This is a genomic window from Actinomadura sp. 3N508 (assembly GCF_044326375.1).
Taxonomy (GTDB): domain Bacteria; phylum Actinomycetota; class Actinomycetes; order Streptosporangiales; family Streptosporangiaceae; genus Spirillospora.
This window is the reverse complement of the sequence record NZ_JBIRAX010000003.1, coordinates 574405-593923: the sequence shown is the minus strand read 5'-3', so window position 1 is coordinate 593923 and position 19519 is coordinate 574405. Positions and strand designations below refer to the sequence as shown.

The following is a 19519-nucleotide window of genomic DNA, read 5'->3' as shown; positions in this document are numbered from 1 at the left end:
CGACACGCCGGGAGGTTAGTTGACCCTGGCGGTAAGGCCGCCCTACTGTCCGTATCAGTCCTCAGGTTGACATAAGTGTAAGCCTCAAGTTGAGGGTGAGGGTTCGGGGCGGACCGGTCATCGCGACCGGTGGCCGGCCCGGGGCTCGTTCCCAGAAGTGCACTAAGGATCAGGAATACCGCGGCGGCACGGTCGGCAGACCGGGGCGGGCGGTCGGAGAGAGCGGAAAGGCCCCTCGTCGTGGCAGCACCGCAGAACTACCTCGCGGTCATCAAGGTCGTCGGCATCGGCGGCGGCGGCGTCAACGCCGTCAACCGGATGATCGAAGAGGGACTCAAGGGCGTCGAGTTCATCGCGATCAACACGGACGCCCAGGCGCTGCTGATGAGTGACGCCGACGTGAAACTTGACGTGGGCCGCGAGCTCACCCGGGGCCTCGGCGCCGGCGCCAACCCCGACGTCGGCCGCAAGGCCGCCGAAGACCACCGTGAGGAGATCGAAGAGGTCCTCAAGGGCGCCGACATGGTGTTCGTCACCGCCGGAGAGGGCGGCGGCACCGGCACCGGCGGGGCGCCCGTGGTCGCCAACATCGCGCGCTCGCTCGGCGCCCTGACGATCGGCGTGGTCACCCGCCCGTTCAGCTTCGAGGGCAAGCGCCGCGCCATGCAGGCCGAGGCCGGCATCGAGACGCTGCGCGACGAGGTCGACACCCTCATCGTCATCCCCAACGACCGGCTGCTGTCGATCTCCGACCGGCAGGTCAGCGTGCTGGACGCGTTCAAGGCCGCCGACCAGGTGCTCCTCTCCGGTGTGCAGGGCATCACCGACCTGATCACCACGCCCGGCCTCATCAACCTCGACTTCGCCGACGTCAAGTCCGTCATGTCCGGCGCCGGGTCGGCGCTGATGGGCATCGGCTCCGCGCGCGGCGACGACCGCTCGGTCGCGGCGGCCGAGATGGCGATCTCCAGCCCGCTGCTGGAGGCCAGCATCGACGGCGCGCACGGCGTGCTGCTGTCCATCTCCGGCGGCTCCGACCTCGGCCTGTTCGAGATCAACGAGGCGGCGCAGCTGGTGTCCAACGCCGCGGCGCCCGACGCCAACATCATCTTCGGCGCGGTCATCGACGACGCGCTCGGCGACGAGGTCCGCGTCACGGTGATCGCCGCCGGGTTCGACGAGGGACGGCCCGAAAAGCCGACCCCGGAGCCGGAGACCAAGCGGCTTCCTCCGCCGCCGCGTCCCGCGCCGACGCCCGTGTCCACCCCGGCGACGCCGACCGCGCCGCAGGCCAACCCGATCCCGAGCCGCGTCGGCCGGTCCGACGCGGCGCAACAGCCCGCGCCGCGCCAGCAGCAGTCGGTCGCCCAGGCCGCCGCCGCGCCGCAGCCGTCCGCGCCGCCGCAGCACGAGCGTCCGCAGGCGGCGGCGCCGCAGGCGCCCGCGCCCGCACCGGAGGAGCGCTCCGCCGGACGCGACGAGCCCGCGCGCCAGGAGAACACCTCGCCTTCGCAGACCGGCCCGCCCGCCGACCGCGACACCTCCGGCACCGAGGGCGGCTCGCGCACGCCCGCGCCGCGCGCCGCGTCCGAGCAGACTCCGTCCCGCGTGCACGCGGGCGAGAACGACGGCGGCCCCGCCGCGTCCGCGCAGCGCCGCCGCCGCGTCGTGTTCGAAGAGGACGACGACCTCGACGTCCCGGACTTCCTGAAGGAGAAGTGATCACCGCCGTCGCCCTGGGCGACGGCGTCGGCGCCGCCTTCACCGGCCGCGCCGGCGGCGTGAGCACCGCCCCCCTCGACTCCCTGAACCTGGGCGGCGCGGTCGGCGACGACCCCGCCACCGTCCAGGAGAACCGGCGGCGCGCCGCCACCGCGCTCGGCGTCGACCCCGCCCGTACCGTCTGGATGCGGCAGGTGCACGGCGCCGACGTCGCGTTCGTGACCTCCCCCGATCTGCCGGGCCCGGTCGACGCGATCGTCACGACCGTCCCCGGCCTCGCCCTCGGCGTCCTCGTCGCCGACTGCGCGCCCGTCCTGCTCGCCGACCCCGTCGCCGGGATCGTCGGCGCCGCCCACTCCGGCCGCCCCGGCACGGCCGCCGGAATCGTCCCGGCCCTGCTGAAGTCGATGTGCGAGCGCGGCGCCGACCCGGCCAGGACGACCGCGGCGATCGGCCCCGCCGCGTGCGGCCGCTGCTACGAGGTCCCCGCCGAGATGCGCGACGAGGTCGCCGCCGCCGTCCCCGCCGCGTACGCGACGACGGCCAAGGGCACGCCCGGCCTCGACATCCGCGCGGGCATCGCCGAGCAGCTCGCCGAGGGCGGCGTCGCCGGCGTGCACATCGACCCGCGCTGCACCATCGAAGACCGAGGCCTCTTCTCTTACCGCCGCGACGGCCGCACCGGCCGCTTCGCCGGATTCGTCTGGCTCAAGGAAGACGCGTGACCAACGAGCAGGACTTGGCGGCCGCCGGGCGGCGCGCCGAGATCGCCGAGGGCATCGCCACCGTCCGCGCCCGCATCGCCGCCGCCTGCGCCGCCGCCGGACGCGACGAGAACGAGCTCACCCTGATCGCCGTCACGAAGACGTTTCCGGCGTCCGACGTGCGGCTGCTGGCCGGGCTCGGGCTCACCGACGTCGGCGAGAACCGCGACCAGGAGGCCCGGCCGAAGGCCGCCGAGTGCGCCGACCTCCCGCTCACCTGGCATTTCGTCGGAAACCTGCAGACCAACAAGGCCCGCGCCGTGGCGGGCTACGCCGATGTCGTCCACTCGGTGGACCGGTCCAGGCTGGTGTCCGCGCTGTCGGACGCCGCCGTCCGCGCGGAGCGCACGCTGCGCTGCCTCGTCCAGGTCTCGCTGGACGAAGCAGAAGGAAGGGGCGGCGCGTCCCCGGGCGACGTGCCGCGGATCGCCGGCGAGATCGCCGCGGCCTCCGGCCTGGAGCTCGGCGGCGTGATGGCCGTCGCGCCGCTCGGCGCGGACCCGGCGCCCGCTTTCGCCCGCCTTGAACGAATCGCGGCGGATGTGCGGGGGAACCATCCGGACGCCCGGATCGTCTCTGCGGGTATGAGCGGCGATCTGGAACAGGCGATCGCGTGCGGCGCGACACACCTGCGGGTCGGTACGGCGTTGCTCGGCGGCCGACGGGCAATCGTCAGGTAATGTCCCCCCAGTGACGCCCGCCTTACGCGGACGACACGAAGGATCAAGTGAACAGTTTTCATCCTCGGCCGGTCCGCATAGTTCACGCCGGTGCGAACAGGCCGGATGAAACTGTTCAGTCCACCGCGGTGCCGGACGCGCCCGGAGCCGCTGCCACAGGACACGGAGGGGCGTATGGCCAGCGCGATGCGCAAGATGGCGGTCTACCTCGGCCTTGTGGAGGACGATCGCTACGACGACAAGTACGGCGACTACGACGAGTACGACGCCTACGACGAGGACACCGACACCGGGCAGGCCCGTCGTCGTGAGGACGAATCCGGCGGACAGCTTACCCGAGCGGAAGACGCCGCGGACCGCGAACGCGACCATCACGCCACGTCCACCATCGAGCGACGCTCCGTGGCGCTCTACGAGTCCGGTACCACCGACCTTGCGCGTATCACTACGCTGCACCCAAGGACCTACAACGAAGCGAGGACCATCGGGGAACACTTCAGGGAGGGCACCCCGGTCATCATGAACCTGACCGAGATGGTCGACAGTGACGCGAAACGTCTGGTCGACTTCGCGGCAGGTCTGGTGTTCGGCCTCCATGGGAGCATCGAGCGTGTTACCAACAAGGTGTTCCTGCTGTCGCCCGCCAACGTGGAGGTGACGGCTGAGGACAAGGCCCGGATGGCAGAACGTGGGTTCTTCAACCAGAGCTGAGAGTCACATGCGTGAGAGTGGGATGCGAGAGTACTCGTGAGCGTCGTTGGAACCGTGCTGCAGGCCGTCCTCTACTTCTTCCTCCTGTTCCTGATCGGGAGGTTGATCCTGGAGGTCCTGCAGTCGTTCGCCCGGCAGTGGAAGCCCACCGGTGTGGTCCTGGTGATCGCTGAGGCGACCTACACCATCACCGATCCGCCGCTGAAATTCCTGAGGCGCTTCATCCCGCCCATACGACTGGGTAACGTGGCGCTTGACCTCAGCTTCACCGTGCTCATCCTTGTGGTCTGGGTCTTGATCATCTTCGTGCAGAGGCTCTGATCGGATACCGTCCTTTCGGACAGACTCCAAGCGCGCCAAGGAGACGAACATGCCGCTGACACCCGCCGACGTGCGGAACAAGCAGTTCAGTACCACCAGGCTGAGGCCGGGGTACGACGAGGAGGAGGTGGACGCCTTCCTCGACGAGGTCGAGGCCGAACTGGACCGCCTCATCCAGGAGAACGAGGAACTGCGGGCCAAGCTCGCCGAGTGCCTGCGCGGCAAGGTTCCCGCCATGGCCGCCCCCATCGTGGAGCCGAAGCCCGACGTTCAGAAGATCCCCGAGCCTCCCCGCCCCGAGCCGCAGCAGCAGCCCGAGCCGGAGCCCGTCCTCGGCGGCCTCGGCATGTCCTCCGCCCCCACCGGCGAGGACAACATGGACACCGCCGCGCGCGTGCTCGCGCTCGCGCAGCAGACCGCCGACCAGGCGATCGCCGACGCCCGCCGGGAGGCCGACGAGACGCTCGGCCGCGCCCGCCGCGAGGCCGAGGAGATCCTCGGCAAGGCCCGCCGGCAGGCCGACCAGATCGTCAGCGAGGCCCGCTCGCGCGCCGAGGCCCTCGACCGCGACGCCCAGGAGCGGCACCGCCAGGTCATGGGCTCGCTCGTGCAGCAGCGCGAGGAGCTCGAGCGCGAGGTCGACAACCTGCGCGCGTTCGAGCGCGAGTACCGCAGCCGCCTGAAGGTCTACCTGGAGGGGCAGCTGCGCGACCTGGAGGCAGGCAGCACCGAGACGGGCGCGTTCGCCGCCGTCCCGGGTGCCGCACCCGCCCCGTCGCAGACCTCTCCCCAGGCCGGGCCGCAGAACGCCCTCCCGCACAGCGAGAACCGCAACGGCACCGCCGGCGGCTCCGCCCCCGCGGGCCCGTTCCCGACGCCCCCCGAGCACGCCCAGCAGGTGCAGCACTCCGCGACCGGCGCGTTCCACTCGGGCGGCGACAACCCGCCGCACGACAGGCGCTGACGCCGGACGCCGGGCGATAGTGTCTTCCCGATCGCCGCGCCGAGGACGGCAGCGCCGCCGTCCCGGCGGCGCGGGGAGTCCGGCGGTGGCCGGACCGGCGGGAAGCCGAGCGCTCTGAACGAGTGGGAGAGACCCAGTGATCATCCTGAGTGGCGTTCTCGTGGTGGTGGCGATCGCCCTGCTGGTGGCGGGGATCGTGGCCAGCAACGGGGACAGCGCCGAGGTCTTCAACCTGGACGCCCTGTGGGTCACCTACATCTCGATCGCCGTCAGCATCGTGTCCGCACTGTGCCTGGCCATCGGGGTGTTCCTGCGCCGTAAGGAACTCTTCGGGCCCCCTGGTGCCGCGCTGGCACCCCCTCGCCAGAGCAGGCAACCGAAGCAGGGCAGGCAGGGCAAGCGCCCGAAGGCAGGGCCGCCCCCCATGCCGGCCGCGCCCGTCAAGGGCCCCGGCCCCGAGGCGACCGCGCCGATGGGCCCGGTCGACGACGAGGTGGCCTTTCCCACCCCGCAGGTGGACGTCCCCGGCGACGCGCTGGTGTTCGTCGTCCGCGGGCGCAAGCGCTACCACCTCGACACCTGCCGCCAGCTCGCCGGACGCGAGACCGAGGAGCTCACCTACGCCGAGGCCAAGGAGGAGGGGTTCAGCCCCTGTACCGCCTGCATGCCCGACACCGCACTGGCGGCGCGCGCCGCGGCGTCGGGTACCGCGTCTCCCGACGCGAGCAAGGCGGCGGGGGCCTCCGCTCCTCCACGGCCCGGCGCGGAACGCTCCGAGAGCGGCCTGGCCGGGCTCGCCCAACCGGCACCGTCCAAGCCCGCACAGCCCGCGTCCGCCTCTCACTCCGCACCGGCGTCGTTCGACAAGACCGCCGAGATCCCGCGGACGGACAAGCCCGTCGCGCGCGAGCCGGAGCCGCCGGCCCCGAGCCCGGCGGGCCCGACCCTCACTGACATGCCCGTCACGGGTCCGTTCGCGCCCGAACAGGCCGCGAGGCCCGCGGAGAAGGCCGCGCCGCGCAGGCCTGAGCCGGAGGACTCCTCCTCCTCCGACCGGCCCGCCGAGAGCGAATCCGTGCCGCTCGCCGCACCCGCGGAACCGCGCGGCACCCTCGCCGAAGACCCGCTCGCACCCCGTACCGAAGAGCGTCGTACCGAAGAGCGCTCGTCCGGGGCCGAGGCGCCGTCCGAGCCGTCCGCCGCCGCGGCAGAGGACGAGTCCGGCGACGCGGGCCCGCAGGTCCGCATCCTGAGCGGCACCAAGCGGTATCACCGCATGGACTGCGCCCTCATCGAGGACATCGGCGACGAGGCCGACGACCTGGAGTCGCTGCCCCGCACCGAGGCGAAGGCCAGGGGCTGCACACCCTGCCTCGTCTGCCAGCCCGACCGCGAGCACGCCCGGGACTGAGCACCCGGCCCGCCCGCACAGCGGTCAGCGGTCGCGGTCCTTCTTGTCGATCGCCTTCGCGTCGACCGCCTTCCGCTTGACCGAGACGCCGCCGAACAGCAGCGTTCCCGTCAGCCGGATCACCGGCGCGGCCGGGTCCGTGGTGTCGTCGTCCGGCAGGTCGTTCCCGCCGAAGATCGCCGTGGTGGAGCCGATGACCCGCACCCCCGGCGGCACCACGAGGTTCACGCCGCCGAACACGCAGGTGACGTTGACGGTCACCTCGCTCTGGCTGAGCACGGCCTGCCGGAAGTCCAGGTCCGCGCCGCCGAACACGCAGGTGATGTTCGTCGTCGGCTCGGCCAGCCAGCGGCCCTTCCGCTCCACCCCGCTGAAGATCGCCACGAGGTTGGGCGACTGCGCCGGAGGCGGCGCCAGGGCCTGCTCGTTCTTGCGCAGCTCCACCCGCGGCCGCGGCGCCCGCTCCGTCGGCAGGTCGCTGAGGACGGGCTCCAGCTCGGCGTAGGTCTTCGCCTTGTACACCAGGTCGATGCGCTCGGCGTGCTCCTCCGGCGTGATGCGTCCCTCCGCCAGAGCCTCGCGCAGGCGGTCGGCGACCTCGTCGCGATCGGCGTCCGACGCCCGCATGCGCGCGGTCTGCGGCTCCGCGGGAACTCCGGCCTCGGAGGGCTTCTCGGGAAGATTCACCCCTTAATCATTGCAGCGCCGGTCCAGGGGGACGACCCCCTGGACCGGAACCGGCGGCCGCGGGGCCCTAGGGGCGGGCCTTGCGCAGGTAGTAGGTGAGACCGAGGTCCTCGTCGTGGGTGGCCTTGAGGTCGTCCGGGCGGCCTTCGGTGACCGTGGTGGCCAGGACCTCGGCGGCCACCTCGCCGGTGTGGGCGCGCAGCGCCTCGGCGAGGTCGGTGCCGGTGGCCTGCCACCACAGCTCGATGCGGTCGGTGACCTCCAGGCCCGCGGTCTTGCGGCCGTCCTGGACGAGCCGGACGGCCTCGCGGACCAGGCCCGCGCGGCGCAGCTCGGGCGTGACCGTGAGGTCCAGCGCGACGGTCTCCCCGGCGGCGCTCTCCACCGCCCAGCCGCTGCGGGGGCGCTCGGTGACGATCACGTCGTCCGGGGCGAGCGGGATCGTGCCCAGGTCGGCGGCCGTCACCTCGGCGGTGCCTGCGCGGAGCGCGTGGACGAGCTCCGCGGCGTCCGCGGACGTGATGGCCTTGGCGACCTTCGGGGTGTCCTTGGCGTAGCGCTTGCCCAGCTCGCGGAAGTTCGGCTTCACCTCGTATTCGACCAGGTCGCCGCCGATGGACGACAGCTCCTCGAACCCGAGGACGTTCAGCTCCTCGGAGATCTGCGCGCGGAGCTGCTCGGGCAGCGCCGCCCACCCGGCGGCGCCGACCAGGGCGCGGCCGAGCGGCTGGCGGGTCCGGACGCTGCTGGCGGCGCGGGCGGAGCGGCCCAGCTCGACCAGCCGGCGGACGAGCGCCATCTGCGCGGTCAGGGTGTCGTCGAGCAGGTCCTCGTCGACGGCCGGCCAGGCGGCGAGGTGCACCGACTCGGGGCCGTCGCCGGGGCGGATGACGTCCCACACGTGGTCGGTGACGAACGGGACCATCGGCGCCATCAGCCGGGTGAGGGTCTCCAGGCACTCGTAGAGGGTCGCGAAGGCGGACGAGCCGTCCGGGGTCTCCGGGCCCTCCCAGAAGCGGCGGCGGGACCGGCGCACGTACCAGTTGGACAGGTCGTCGACGAACTGCGCGAGGACGCGTCCGGCGCGGGCGGTGTCGTACTCCTCCAGCGCGGCGTCGACCTCGCCGACGGTGCGGTGCAGCTCGGCGAGCGCCCACCGGTCCAGGAGGGGACGGTCGGCCGGGGCGGGCGCCTCGGCGCGGCGGTCGGGCGTCCAGGCGCGGCCCTGCTCCTTGGCCGCGTTCGAGTACAGGACGAAGAACGACGCGGTGTGCCAGTAGGTGAGGAGCACCTTCCGGACGATCTCCTCCAGCGCGCCGTGCCCGACGCGGCGGGACGCCCAGGGCAGCCCGTTGGCGGCCATGAACCAGCGCAGCGCGTCGGCGCCGTGCTCGTCCATCAGCGGGATGGGCCGCAGGACGTTGCCGAGGTGCTTGCTCATCTTGCGGCCGTCCTCGGCGAGGATCAGCCCGAGGCACACGACGTTCTCGTAGGACGACCTGTCGAACACGAGCGTCCCGACGGCCATGAGGGAGTAGAACCAGCCGCGGGTCTGGTCCTGGGCTTCGCAGATGTACTGCGCGGGGTAGGAGTTCTCGAAGACCTCGTTGTTGCGGTGGGGGGCGCCCCACTGCGCGAACGGCATCGACCCGGAGTCGTACCAGGCGTCGATGACGTCGGGGACGCGGCGCGCCTCCGCCTCGCAGTGCGGGCAGGGGAACGTGACGTCGTCGACATAAGGACGGTGTGGGTCGAGCCCTGACATGTCCTTGCCGGCGAGGTCGCCCAGTTCCTTGAGGGAGCCGACGCAGGTGACGTGCTCCTCGTTCTCTGTGCAGACCCACAGGGGGAGGGGCGTGCCCCAGTAGCGGCTGCGGGACAGCGACCAGTCGACGTTGTTGCGCAGCCACTCCCCGTACCGGCCGTGCTTGACCGTCTCGGGGTACCAGTTGGTGTTCTCGTTCTCCTCCAGCAGCCGGTCTTTGATCTGGGTGGTCCGGATGTACCAGGCGGGGAGCGCGTAGTAGAGCAGCGGGGTGTGGCAGCGCCAGCAGTGCGGGTAGCTGTGGTCGAAGTGCCCGCCGCGGAACAGCAGCCCGCGCGCGCGCAGGTCGTCGGTGAGGGGCTCGTCGGCGTCCTTGAAGAACTTGTTGCCGACCAGCGGGACCTCGCGCAGGAAGCGGCCGTCCGGGCCGATGGGGTTGACGATCGGCATGCCGTAGCGCTTGCAGACGGCCATGTCGTCGCCGCCGAACGCGGGCGCCTGGTGGACGAGCCCGGTGCCGTCCTCGACGGTCACGTAGTCGCCCAGGACGACGTAGTGCGCGTCCGGGATGTCGACCAGGTCGAACGGCCGCCGGTAGGTGGTGCGTTCGAGGTCGGTGCCCTGGTAGGTGGCGAGCCGTTCCGCGTCGTCGCCGAGGACCTGCGCGAGGAGCGGCTCGGCCACGACGAGGACCTCGTCGGAGCCCGCCGGGCGGGCCGCGACGTAGGTGACGTCGGGGTGGACGGCGACGGCGGTGTTGGAGACGAGCGTCCAGGGCGTCGTCGTCCAGATCAGCAGCGCGGCGTCCAGGTCGGCGAGCGGGCCGGAGGTGACCGGCATCCGCACGTACACCGACGGGCTGGTGACCTCCTCGTACCCGCCGGGCTGCCCGAGCTCGTGGTCGGACAGGCCCGTGCCGCAGCGCGGGCAGTACGGCGTGATGCGGAAGTCGCGGAACAGCAGGCCCTTGCCGAACACCTGCTTCAGGGACCACCAGACCGCCTCGACGTACTCGGGGTCCATCGTCCGGTACGCCTGGTCGGTGTTGACCCAGTAGCCCATGCGCTCGGTCATTTCCTCGAACGCGTCCACATGGCGCAGGACCGACTCACGGCAGCGGTCGTTGAACTCCGCGACGCCGTACTCCTCGATGTCCTTCTTGCCGGTGAGCCCGAGCTCCTTCTCCACGGCGACCTCGACGGGCAGCCCGTGGCAGTCCCAGCCCGCCTTGCGCGGGACGTGGAAGCCCTTCATCGTCTTGAAGCGCGGGAAGACGTCCTTGAAGACGCGCGCCTCGACGTGGTGGACGCCCGGCATGCCGTTCGCCGTCGGCGGGCCCTCGTAGAACACCCACCGGGGACCGGACGCGGTCTGCTCCAGCGACCGCTCGAAAACCTTGTTCTCCTGCCAGCGGCGCAGCATGTCCCGCTCCAGGGCGGGCAGATCGACCTGCGCGGGCAGGGGCCGAAATCCTCGGCTCACGGCGGACCTCCGGAAACGACGTGTGACGTGACGACGTTGACCGGAGGGACGAGGCGAACGCCCCGCGGTACCACCCTCCTTGACCGTGCCGCAGGGGCACGGTCCGCTTCGTTCGAGTCTCGGCAACCGGTTCTACTTGGCCCGCGGACGGAGCAACATGCCGTCCCGGACGGTTCTTCCGGAGGCTCCGGGGTGATCAGACCGCCGCGCTCGCCCCCGGGCTCGCACCGTCCCCGGGTCGCTCATGGCCGCATGCGGCGGCAGGTGTCCCCATCAGCGCCTGCCGATGTGACTGCTCATCCCGACCTTAACGCACGCGGGCCGCGTTCCTCTTCCCGATTTCGCGCCGTCCGGGTCCCGGCGGGCGGCGTGCCGTTCCTTTGCGATCTCGTGCGCAGGGCTGGGGTTTCCGGGCGATCGGCGACCGGGCATAAGCGGTCGGTAACGCAGCCCAGGCTGTTTGCCGCGCCCGAGAAAGGGGACTTATGCTGCCCGCACTGCCCGTCGAGGCGATCAGCGCGAGGGGGGCCGACATGGCCGGCGCGAAGAAGGCCGCACGACCTGTTCAGGAACCGCCTGCCGGAAAGACGACGCGGGGGCCGAGGCCGGCGGCGGCGAAGAAGCCCGCCGCCAAGAGCCCGGCGACCAAGCCCGCGGCGCCCGCCCGGCGCGGTCCCGCGAAGGCGGGCAAGCCGGGGACGCCCGCGGGGCGGAGCCCGGCGACGCCGGCGGAGCTGCCGGTCCGCGAGGGGGAGCACCAGTGGACGGCCGCCGAGCTCGCCGAGGTCAGGGCCGGGCTGCAGGAGCAGATCCAGGCGCTGCGCACCGAGATCGCGGCGTCCGCGAGCCAGATCGCGGAGGGCGATTCCAGCGACGGCGCCGGTGACGACCAGGCCGACGCGGGCGCCAAGACCTACGAGCGCGAGCACGAGCTGGCGCTGTCCTACAATTCTCAGGATCTGCTCGCTCAGATCGAGCGGGCCGTCCAGCGGATGGACACCGGCACGTACGGGATCTGCGAGTCGTGCGCCCTGCCGATCGGCAAGGCACGCCTCCAGGTCTTCCCGCGTGCGACCCTGTGTGTGACATGCAAACAACGCGAGGAACGTCGCTGAGCGACTCAACGAACCCAGAGGGCGGGGCCGAGGAATCCACGGGATCTCCTCGGCCGCGCCGCGTCGGCGTGCTGATCGCCGTGGCGCTGACCGCGCTCACCGCCGACATCGTGTCCAAGATCATCGTGGTGGCGACGCTCAAGGACGAGGAGCCGATCCGGCTGCTCGGCGGCCTGCTGACGCTGCGCGAGACCCGCAACAGCGGCGCCGCGTTCTCGATCGGCACCGGCTACACGATCGTCTTCACCCTGATCGCCTGCGGCGTGGTGGTGGCGATCCTGCGCACCGCCCGCAACCTGCGGAGCGTGCCCTGGGCGATCTGCCTGGGCCTGCTGCTCGGCGGCGCGGTCGGCAACCTCATCGACCGGATGCTGCGCGAGCCCGCGCCGCTGAAGGGCCATGTCGTCGACTGGATCCAGGTACCGAACTTCCCGGTGTTCAACTTCGCCGACTCGGCGATCGTCTGCGGGGGCGTCCTGGCCGTCCTGCTGGCGGCGCGCGGCCTCCAGGTCGACGGGACGCGCCTCACCGGCAAGGACGACACCGCCCCGGAGCCGGAGCCGAAGCCCGAACCCAAGGCCGAAGCCGAGGCCGAACCGGCACCCGAGCCCGAGCCCGAGACCAGCGATGCCCCGGCCTCGGAGGAGAAGTCGTGATGGGGGACGTGCGGAGCCTCCACGTCCCGGACGGTCTCGAAGGCGAGCGGGTCGACGCGGCGCTGGCGCGGCTGTTCGGCCTGTCGCGGGGCAGCGCCGCCGACATCATCGCCGCCGGTGACGTCCTGCTCGACGGGGCCGCGGTGGCGACCAAGTCCGAGCGGCTGCACGCGGGCGCCTGGCTTGAGGTGACGCTGCCGCCGCCGCCCGCACCGCCCGCGCCGGTCGCCGAGCCGGTCCCCGGGATGGCCGTCCTCTACGAGGACGACGACATCGTCGTGGTGAACAAGCCGATCGGCGTCGCCGCCCACCCCACCACCGGCTGGACGGGCCCGACCGTCCTCGGCGGGCTGCTCGGGGCCGGGCACACGATCGCGACCAGCGGCGCGTCCGAGCGGCAGGGGATCGTGCACCGGCTGGACGCCAACACCACCGGCGCGATGGTCGTGGCCAAGAGCGAGACCGCGTACTCGCGCCTCAAGCGCGCGTTCAAGGAACGCCGCGTCGACAAGCGCTACCAGGCGCTCGTGCAGGGCCACCCCGACCCGTTCCGCGGGACGGTCGACGCGCCCATCGACCGGCACCCCTCCGGCGACGGCCGGTTCGCGGTCGTGGCGGGCGGCAGGCCGTCGGTGACGCACTACGACACCGTCGAGGCGTTCCGCGCCGCGACGCTGCTCGACATCGACCTGGAGACGGGCCGCACCCACCAGATCCGGGTGCACATGTCGGCGATCCGCCATCCGTGCGTCGGCGACCTGCTGTACGGGGCCGATCCGACGCTGTCGGCGCGCCTCGGGCTGCGGCGGCAGTGGCTGCACGCCGCCCGGCTCGGGTTCGAGCACCCGGGCACCGGCGAGTATGTGCAGTTCGAGAGTCCCTACCCCGACGACCTCGCCGCCGCCCTGGAGATCGTCCAGGCGGAGTCGTAGCCGGTCAGAGGCCGGCCAGGCGCAGCCCGGCCGCGACGCCCGCGGCGACGACCAGCACCACGAGGAACGGCGCGCGCAGCAGGAGCGCGGCGACGGCCGCGCCCAGGCCCGCCATGCGGGCGGCGTCGAACTCCAGCGCCTTGCCGTCGGCGAGCGCCTGGACGGCGATCAGCGCGGTCAGCAGCGCCACCGGGACGAGCTCGGTGAACCGGCGCACCCGCGGGTCGTCCAGGACCCGCTGCGGGGTGACGAGCCCGCCGAGCTTCAGCGCGTAGCAGCCGAGCCCGGTGGCGATCACCGCGATCCAGGCGTTCACGGGTTCTCGGTCCTCCTGATCAGGGCGGGCAGGGCGGCGACGGCGGCCAGCATGACCGGCACGCCGGGCGGCAGCAGCGGCGTCGCCGCGAGCGCGATCGCCGCCGCGAGCAGCGCGACCCGCACCTCGGTCCGGCCGGCGGTCAGCCGCGGCCACAGCAGCGCCAGGAACGCGGCCGGGCCGAGGACGTCCAGCCCGATGTCCTCCGGGTCGCCGAGCCGGGCGGCCCCGGCCGCGCCCAGCAGCGTGGTGGCGTTCCAGGCCAGGTAGAGGCTGATCGCGGTGGTGTAGAAGCCCGCGCGGGCCGCCGCCCGCCCCTGCTGCGCGGTGGCGACGGCGGTGGTCTCGTCGATGACGGCGTGCGCCGTGAGGAGGCGCCGCCAGCCCCGCACGCGCAGCGTGTGCGCGAGCCGCATCCCGTACAGGGCGTTGCGCCCGCCGAGCAGCACCGCGCCCAGCGACCCGGCGACCAGCCCGCCGCCCCCGCCGATCACCCCGGCGAGCGCGAACTGGGACGCGCCCGTGAACGCCAGCAGGCTCAGCACGCACGCCTGCGCGATGCTCAGCCCGGCCGTGACGGCCGCCGCCCCGAACGCGAGCCCCGACATGCCGACGGCGATGCCGACGCCCAGCCCGTCCCGCACGGCGGCGGACTTCCGCGCGCCCTCGTCGGGCGCGCCCACCTCCCCGGTCTCGGTCTCGGTGACGCTCATGGCGTCCACGTTAGGGACGGGCGCGCCCCGCAATCTTGAACGTTCTTGCACCCCTCGCCGCGGGGCCCGGCGGTCACCGGTTCTCGGCGGCGTCGAGGCCGGCCTCGATGACCGCGGTCATGATGCGGGCGAGCCGGTCGGGCCCGAGGGACGGCGCGTGCACCGCCATCGCCTCGACGATCTGCCGCTCGCGCGCCGGGTCGCGCCCGGCGAAGCCGCCGACCGGCTTGAGCCGCTGGACGGCGGCCGCGACCGCGGCGCGGTGCTCAAGGAGGGCGGCGAGGGCGGCGTCGAGCCCGTCGATCGCGGCCCTGGCCTCGCCGAGCGTGGCGATGTCCCCGGCGGACGGCAGCGCCACGCGCAGCTCGCCGCCGTTCCCCGCCCGGCCACAGGCCGGGCAGGCCGCGGCGCCCTCCACGGGGTCGATGACCTGGTCGTGCATGTCGGTTCCCTCTCCTGCGGCGGCCGTTCGCGCAAGGGGATCCGTGCCCGGGCCGCTCTGGTCAACAGAAAAGGCAGAGCCCGATGCTGGGCTCTGCCTTGCCGGCTCCGGGGTCGTCGCTCAGGTCGCAGCGGCGGCCGGCTCACCCGGAGCCGGCCTCGTAAACCTGAAGTGACGATAGTCCACGGACCAGATCGTATGCGGTCCCGGCCGGTGCCCGTCAAACCGCGGACAGATCATCTCGCCGGTTGAGACGTCCCGGATAGCATGTCCGATATGGGGGAAGAGGTCGCGCACTTTTACCGCCACCCGGCGCTCCCCGAGGTCGATCTGCTGCGCGCCCGCTTCGTGACGCACCGGTTCACCCGGCACGCCCACGACGGCTACGTGTTCGGCGTCATCGACGCGGGCGTCGAGGAGTTCGAGCACCCGGGCGGCGTGCAGCGCGCCGGGCCCGGCTCGATCGTCGTCGTCAACCCCGGCGTCGTGCACGGCGGGCACGCGGGCACGCCGGAGGGCTGGGCGTACCGGGTGATCTACCCGCCGGTCGACGTCGTGGCCGGGATGGCCGCCGAGCTGGGCGCCCGGCAGGGCACGCCCGCCTTCCCGGACCCCGTCGTGGACGATCCCGCCACCGCCGACCGGCTGCGCGCCGTCCACCGGGCGGGGGAGAAGGGCGACGCGCTGGCCGCGTCCACCATGCTGCGGACGGCCGTGGCGGGCATGCTCACCCGGCACGCCCACGATCTCCGCCGGAACGACGCGTCCAGGGGGAGCGGCATGCCGCACGCCGTCCGCGAGGCCCGCGAGATCCTGCACGCGAGCCTCGTCGGGCCGCCGTCCCTGGACGAGCTGGCCGAGGCCGTCGGGACCCGCCCGTTCCCGCTGCTGCGCGCGTTCCGCGACACCGTCGGCCTGCCGCCGCACGCCTACCTCAACCAGGTGCGCGTGCGGGAGGCGCGCGTCCTGCTGGACGAGGGCCTGCGGCCGGCCGACGTCGCGGCCCGCACCGGCTTCGCCGACCAGGCCCACCTGACCCGCCATTTCAAGCGCACGCTGGGTGTCCCGCCGGGCGCCTACCGTAGTGCCCGCTCGATTGGGCGCGTCGGGGCGCATGGGGCGCCGGAGGAGAGTTAGGCTCTCAGGACCGCGTCATTCCGGCGTCCCCGCCGGGTTGACGATCTTCCCCCGGACCCGATAAAGCCGACACGCACCGGCCGACCTGTTGTGGGGGGCGACCCCCACACCCCCCGTAAGGCCGTGGCGTGCGCGGTCGCATGCATGAGCAGGAGGCGCAGCACGCATGGCCGACTCTTTCGTTCACCTGCACGTTCACACCGAGTACTCCATGCTGGACGGAGCCGCTCGGCTGAAGCAGATGTTCGACGAGGTCAGCCGGCAGAAGATGCCCGCCATCGCCATGACCGACCACGGCAACATGCACGGCGCCTACGACTTCCACAGGCAGGCGACCGCGGCCGGGGTCACGCCGATCATCGGCATCGAGGCGTACATGGCGCCCGAGTCCCGCTACCACAAGAAGAAGGTCCAGTGGGGCGAGCCGAGCCAGAAGCGCGACGACGTCTCCGGCGGCGGCCTGATCAACCACATGACGCTGTGGGCGCGGAACAAGACGGGCCTGCACAACCTGTTCAAGCTGTCCAGCCGCGCCTACACCGAGGGCTTCGTCTTCAAGTACGCCCGGATGGACGAGGAGCTCCTCGCCGAGCACGCCGACGGGATCATGGCCACGACCGGCTGCCCGTCCGGCAAGGTCCAGACGCGGCTGCGGCTCGGCCAGTTCGACGAGGCCCTCAAGGCAGCCGCCAACTTCCAGGAGATCCTCGGCAAGGAGAACTACTTCCTTGAGCTGATGGACCACGGCCTGGAGATCGAGCGCCGCGTCCGCGACGGTCTCATCGAGATCGGCAAGAAGCTCAACATCCCGCCGGTGGTCACCAACGACTCGCACTACACGCACGAGTCCGAGGCCACCGCGCACGACGCGCTCCTGTGCGTCCAGGTCGGCAAGCAGCTCGCCGACCCCGACCGGTTCCGGTTCGACGGGTCCGGCTACTACCTCAAGACCGCCGACGAGATGCGCGCGATCGACTCGTCCGACATCTGGGCGGAGGGCTGCCGGAACACGCTGCTCATCGCCGAGCGCGTCGAGCCGGACGGCATGTTCGAGTACAAGGACCTCAGCCCCCGCTTCCCCGTCCCCGAGGGCGAGACGGAGGAGAGCTGGTTCCGCAAGGAGGTCTGGAAGGGCCTGGAGCGCCGCTTCCCCGACGGCCTGCCCGAGGGGTACAAGGAGCAGGCCGAGTACGAGATGGGCGTCATCCTCGGCAAGGGGTACCCGTCGTACTTCCTCGTCGTCGCCGACTTCATCATGTGGGCCAAGGAGAACGGCATCCTGGTCGGCCCCGGCCGAGGATCCGCGGCGGGGTCGCTGGTCGCGTACGCGATGGGCATCACCGACCTCGACCCGATCCCGCACGGGCTGATCTTCGAGCGGTTCCTGAACCCCGAGCGCGCGTCCATGCCCGACATCGACATCGACTTCCCTGAAGATCGGCGCGCCGAGGTCATCAAGTACACGACGGAGAAGTGGGGCGCCGACAAGGTCTCCTTCATCGCGACCTTCGGCACCATCAAGGCGAAGGCCGCGATCAAGGACGCGGGCCGCGTCCTCGGTTTCCCGTACGCGCTCGGCGACCGCATCTCCAAGGCGTTCCCGCCCGCCGTGATGGGCAAGGACATCCCGCTGTCGGGGATCTTCGACGACAAGCACCCCCGCCACGGCGAGGCGGGCGAGCTGCGCAAGCTGTACGAGGAAGAGACCGACGTCAAGCAGATCATGGACCTGGCGCAGGGCCTGGAGGGCCTGATCCGCCAGACCGGCGTGCACGCCGCCGGGGTGATCATGTCCGGTGAGACGATCACCGACCACGTCCCGATCATGCGCCGGGACGCCGACGGCGCGATCATCACGCAGTTCGACTACCCGACCTGCGAGACGCTCGGCCTGCTGAAGATGGACTTCCTGGGCCTGCGGAACCTGACGATCATCGACGACGCGCTCCGCGGCATCAAGAAGAACAAGGGCATCGACGTCGACCTCCTCGCCCTCCCGCTGACCGACCAGCCGACCTACGACCTGCTCGCCCGCGGCGACACCCTCGGGGTGTTCCAGTTCGACGGCGGCCCGATGCGGTCGCTGCTGCGGCTGATGAAGCCCGACAACTTCGAGGACATCTCCGCCGTCGGCGCCCTGTACCGGCCGGGCCCGATGGGCGCGAACTCCCACACCAACTACGCGCTCCGCAAGAACGGCCAGCAGGAGATCACCCCGATCCATCCGGAGCTGGAGGAACCGCTCAGGGAGATCCTCGACACCACCTACGGCCTGATCGTCTATCAGGAGCAGGTGATGGCGATCGCGCAGAAGGTGGCGGGCTACACGCTCGGCAAAGCGGATCTTCTCCGCCGCGTCATGGGCAAGAAGAAGAAGGCGGAGCTGGACGCCCAGTTCGTCGGCTTCGAGCAGGGGATGATCGACAACGGCTTCTCCAAGGAGGCCGTCAAGACCCTCTGGGACATCCTGGTCCCGTTCTCCGACTACGCCTTCAACAAGGCCCACTCCGCCGCGTACGGCCTGGTCTCCTACTGGACGGCCTACCTCAAGGCGAACTACCCGGCCGAGTACATGGCGGGGCTGCTCACCTCCGTCGGCGACGACAAGGACAAAAGCGCCCTCTACCTGTCCGAATGCCGCCGGATGGGGCTGAAGGTCCTGCCGCCGGACGTCAACACCTCCGAGGCCGACTTCACCCCGCTGGGCGACACCGAGATCAGGTTCGGGCTGTCGGCCGTCCGCAACGTCGGCACCAACGTGGTGGACGGCATCGTCGCCGCCCGCAAGGAGAAGGGCGCCTACACCGACTTCAACGACTTCCTCAGCAAGGTCCCGCCGATCGTCTGCAACAAGCGGGTCGTGGAGTCGCTGATCAAGGCGGGCGCGTTCGACGAGCTCGGCCACCAGCGCAAGGCGCTGCTGATGGTGCACGAGCAGGCCATCGACTCCGTCATCGACATCAAGCGCAAGGAGGCCGTCGGCCAGGACTCCCTCTTCGGCGCCCTGGAGGACGACGGCGGCGAGGACGCGTTCGCCGTCGCGATCCCCGAGGGCGAGGAGTGGGACAAGACGACCCTCCTCGCGTTCGAGCGGGAGATGCTCGGCCTGTACGTCTCCGACCATCCGCTCCTCGGCGTCGAGCACATCCTGGAGCGCGAGGCCGACTGCACGATCGCCGTCCTGAACGAGGGCGAGCGCCCCGACGGCCAGGTCGTGATCGTCGCGGGCCTCCTCTCCGGCCTCCAGCGCAAGGTCACCAAGCAGGGCAACTCGTGGGCGATGTTCCAGCTGGAAGACCTGGGCGGCTCCATCGAGGTGATGTGCTTCCCGTCGTCCTACCAGCTGTGCTCGACGCTCCTCGCCGAGGACGCGATCCTCGTCGTCAAGGGCAGGCTGGACCGGCGCGAGGACGTCGCGAAGATCATCGCGATGGAGGTCGTCCAGCCCGACCTGACGATCACCGACGCGACCGGCCCGTTCCCGATCACGATGCCGCTGGGCCGCTGCACACCGCCGGTGGTGTCCCGCCTGAAGGAAGTCCTGATCACCCACCCCGGCAGGTCCGAGGTGCACCTGCACGTCCAGAACGGGCCGCGCACCACGGTCGTCCGCCTGGACGACAAGCTCCGCGTGGCCCCGTCGCCGGCCTTGATGGGCGACCTGAAGCAACTCCTGGGCCCGTCCTGTTTGGGTTGACGGG

17 protein-coding genes are annotated in these 19519 nt (G+C 71.8%); 12 read left to right on the top strand and 5 right to left on the bottom strand.

All coding sequences use genetic code 11. The features are described 5' to 3' along the window. Positions 1-240: 240 nt before the first annotated feature. The 7 genes from ftsZ (at position 241) to ACH34S_RS14045 (ending at position 6573) form a co-directional block, all read left to right on the top strand. Positions 241-1722, top strand: coding sequence for a cell division protein FtsZ (ftsZ, locus tag ACH34S_RS14075; RefSeq protein WP_395953009.1), 1482 nt, complete (start codon positions 241-243; stop codon positions 1720-1722). After that, a complete protein-coding gene (pgeF, locus tag ACH34S_RS14070) occupies positions 1719-2447 on the top strand; it encodes a peptidoglycan editing factor PgeF (RefSeq protein WP_395953008.1) in 729 nt (242 codons plus the stop codon). The genes ftsZ and pgeF overlap by 4 nt, the downstream gene beginning before the upstream one ends. Then, on the top strand, positions 2444-3166 hold the full coding sequence (locus ACH34S_RS14065; protein WP_395953007.1) for a YggS family pyridoxal phosphate-dependent enzyme: 723 nt from the start codon (positions 2444-2446) through the stop codon (positions 3164-3166). The genes pgeF and ACH34S_RS14065 overlap by 4 nt, the downstream gene beginning before the upstream one ends. Before the next feature lie 174 nt (positions 3167-3340). Next, positions 3341-3877 carry a cell division protein SepF gene (locus ACH34S_RS14060; protein ID WP_131963304.1) on the top strand — a complete coding sequence of 179 codons (537 nt, stop codon included), beginning with the start codon at positions 3341-3343 and terminating at the stop codon, positions 3875-3877. A 36-nt stretch (positions 3878-3913) separates the two neighbouring features. Further along, a complete protein-coding gene (locus ACH34S_RS14055; protein ID WP_395953006.1) occupies positions 3914-4198 on the top strand; it encodes a YggT family protein in 285 nt (94 codons plus the stop codon). A gap of 49 nt (positions 4199-4247) precedes the next feature. Next, positions 4248-5162: a DivIVA domain-containing protein gene (locus ACH34S_RS14050; protein WP_395953005.1), complete on the top strand. Its 915-nt coding sequence runs from the start codon at positions 4248-4250 to the stop codon at positions 5160-5162. A 136-nt stretch (positions 5163-5298) separates the two neighbouring features. Next, positions 5299-6573 carry a hypothetical protein gene (locus ACH34S_RS14045; protein ID WP_395953004.1) on the top strand — a complete coding sequence of 425 codons (1275 nt, stop codon included), beginning with the start codon at positions 5299-5301 and terminating at the stop codon, positions 6571-6573. A 24-nt stretch (positions 6574-6597) separates the two neighbouring features. Here ACH34S_RS14045 and ACH34S_RS14040 read toward each other — a convergent pair whose 3' ends face one another. Both ACH34S_RS14040 and ileS read right to left on the bottom strand, forming a co-directional pair. Further along, complete coding sequence (locus ACH34S_RS14040) at positions 6598-7200, bottom strand: DUF1707 domain-containing protein (protein ID WP_395953333.1); 603 nt, start codon at positions 7198-7200, stop codon at positions 6598-6600. Between the two features lie 127 nt (positions 7201-7327). Beyond that, positions 7328-10507 carry an isoleucine--tRNA ligase gene (ileS, locus tag ACH34S_RS14035; RefSeq protein WP_395953003.1) on the bottom strand — a complete coding sequence of 1060 codons (3180 nt, stop codon included), beginning with the start codon at positions 10505-10507 and terminating at the stop codon, positions 7328-7330. A gap of 734 nt (positions 10508-11241) precedes the next feature. Here ileS and ACH34S_RS14030 point away from each other — a divergent pair. The 3 genes from ACH34S_RS14030 (at position 11242) to ACH34S_RS14020 (ending at position 13210) form a co-directional block, all read left to right on the top strand. Further along, positions 11242-11622 (top strand): TraR/DksA family transcriptional regulator, encoded by a 381-nt coding sequence (locus ACH34S_RS14030; RefSeq protein ID WP_395953332.1) that lies wholly within the window; start codon positions 11242-11244, stop codon positions 11620-11622. A 68-nt stretch (positions 11623-11690) separates the two neighbouring features. Continuing rightward, entirely contained in the window at positions 11691-12278 is a 588-nt protein-coding gene (lspA, locus tag ACH34S_RS14025; protein WP_395953002.1) for a signal peptidase II, read from the top strand. Then, positions 12278-13210: an RluA family pseudouridine synthase gene (locus tag ACH34S_RS14020; protein WP_395953001.1), complete on the top strand. Its 933-nt coding sequence runs from the start codon at positions 12278-12280 to the stop codon at positions 13208-13210. Before lspA ends, ACH34S_RS14020 begins: the two co-directional genes overlap by 1 nt. 4 nt (positions 13211-13214) lie before the next feature. Here ACH34S_RS14020 and ACH34S_RS14015 read toward each other — a convergent pair whose 3' ends face one another. The 3 genes from ACH34S_RS14015 to ACH34S_RS14005 form a co-directional block, all read right to left on the bottom strand. Then, positions 13215-13526 carry an AzlD domain-containing protein gene (locus ACH34S_RS14015; RefSeq protein WP_395953000.1) on the bottom strand — a complete coding sequence of 104 codons (312 nt, stop codon included), beginning with the start codon at positions 13524-13526 and terminating at the stop codon, positions 13215-13217. Further along, positions 13523-14239, bottom strand: coding sequence for an AzlC family ABC transporter permease (locus ACH34S_RS14010; RefSeq protein WP_395952999.1), 717 nt, complete (start codon positions 14237-14239; stop codon positions 13523-13525). Before ACH34S_RS14010 ends, ACH34S_RS14015 begins: the two co-directional genes overlap by 4 nt. A 73-nt stretch (positions 14240-14312) precedes the next feature. Further along, on the bottom strand, positions 14313-14681 hold the full coding sequence (locus ACH34S_RS14005) for a chorismate mutase (protein WP_395952998.1): 369 nt from the start codon (positions 14679-14681) through the stop codon (positions 14313-14315). Between the two features lie 276 nt (positions 14682-14957). Here ACH34S_RS14005 and ACH34S_RS14000 point away from each other — a divergent pair, with 276 nt between their 5' ends. Both ACH34S_RS14000 and dnaE read left to right on the top strand, forming a co-directional pair. Then, complete coding sequence (locus tag ACH34S_RS14000; RefSeq protein WP_395952997.1) at positions 14958-15818, top strand: AraC family transcriptional regulator; 861 nt, start codon at positions 14958-14960, stop codon at positions 15816-15818. A 166-nt stretch (positions 15819-15984) separates the two neighbouring features. Then, the gene (gene dnaE, locus ACH34S_RS13995; protein WP_395952996.1) at positions 15985-19515 is read left to right on the top strand and encodes a DNA polymerase III subunit alpha; all 3531 of its coding nucleotides are present in this window, start codon (positions 15985-15987) and stop codon (positions 19513-19515) included. Positions 19516-19519: the final 4 nt, after the last annotated feature.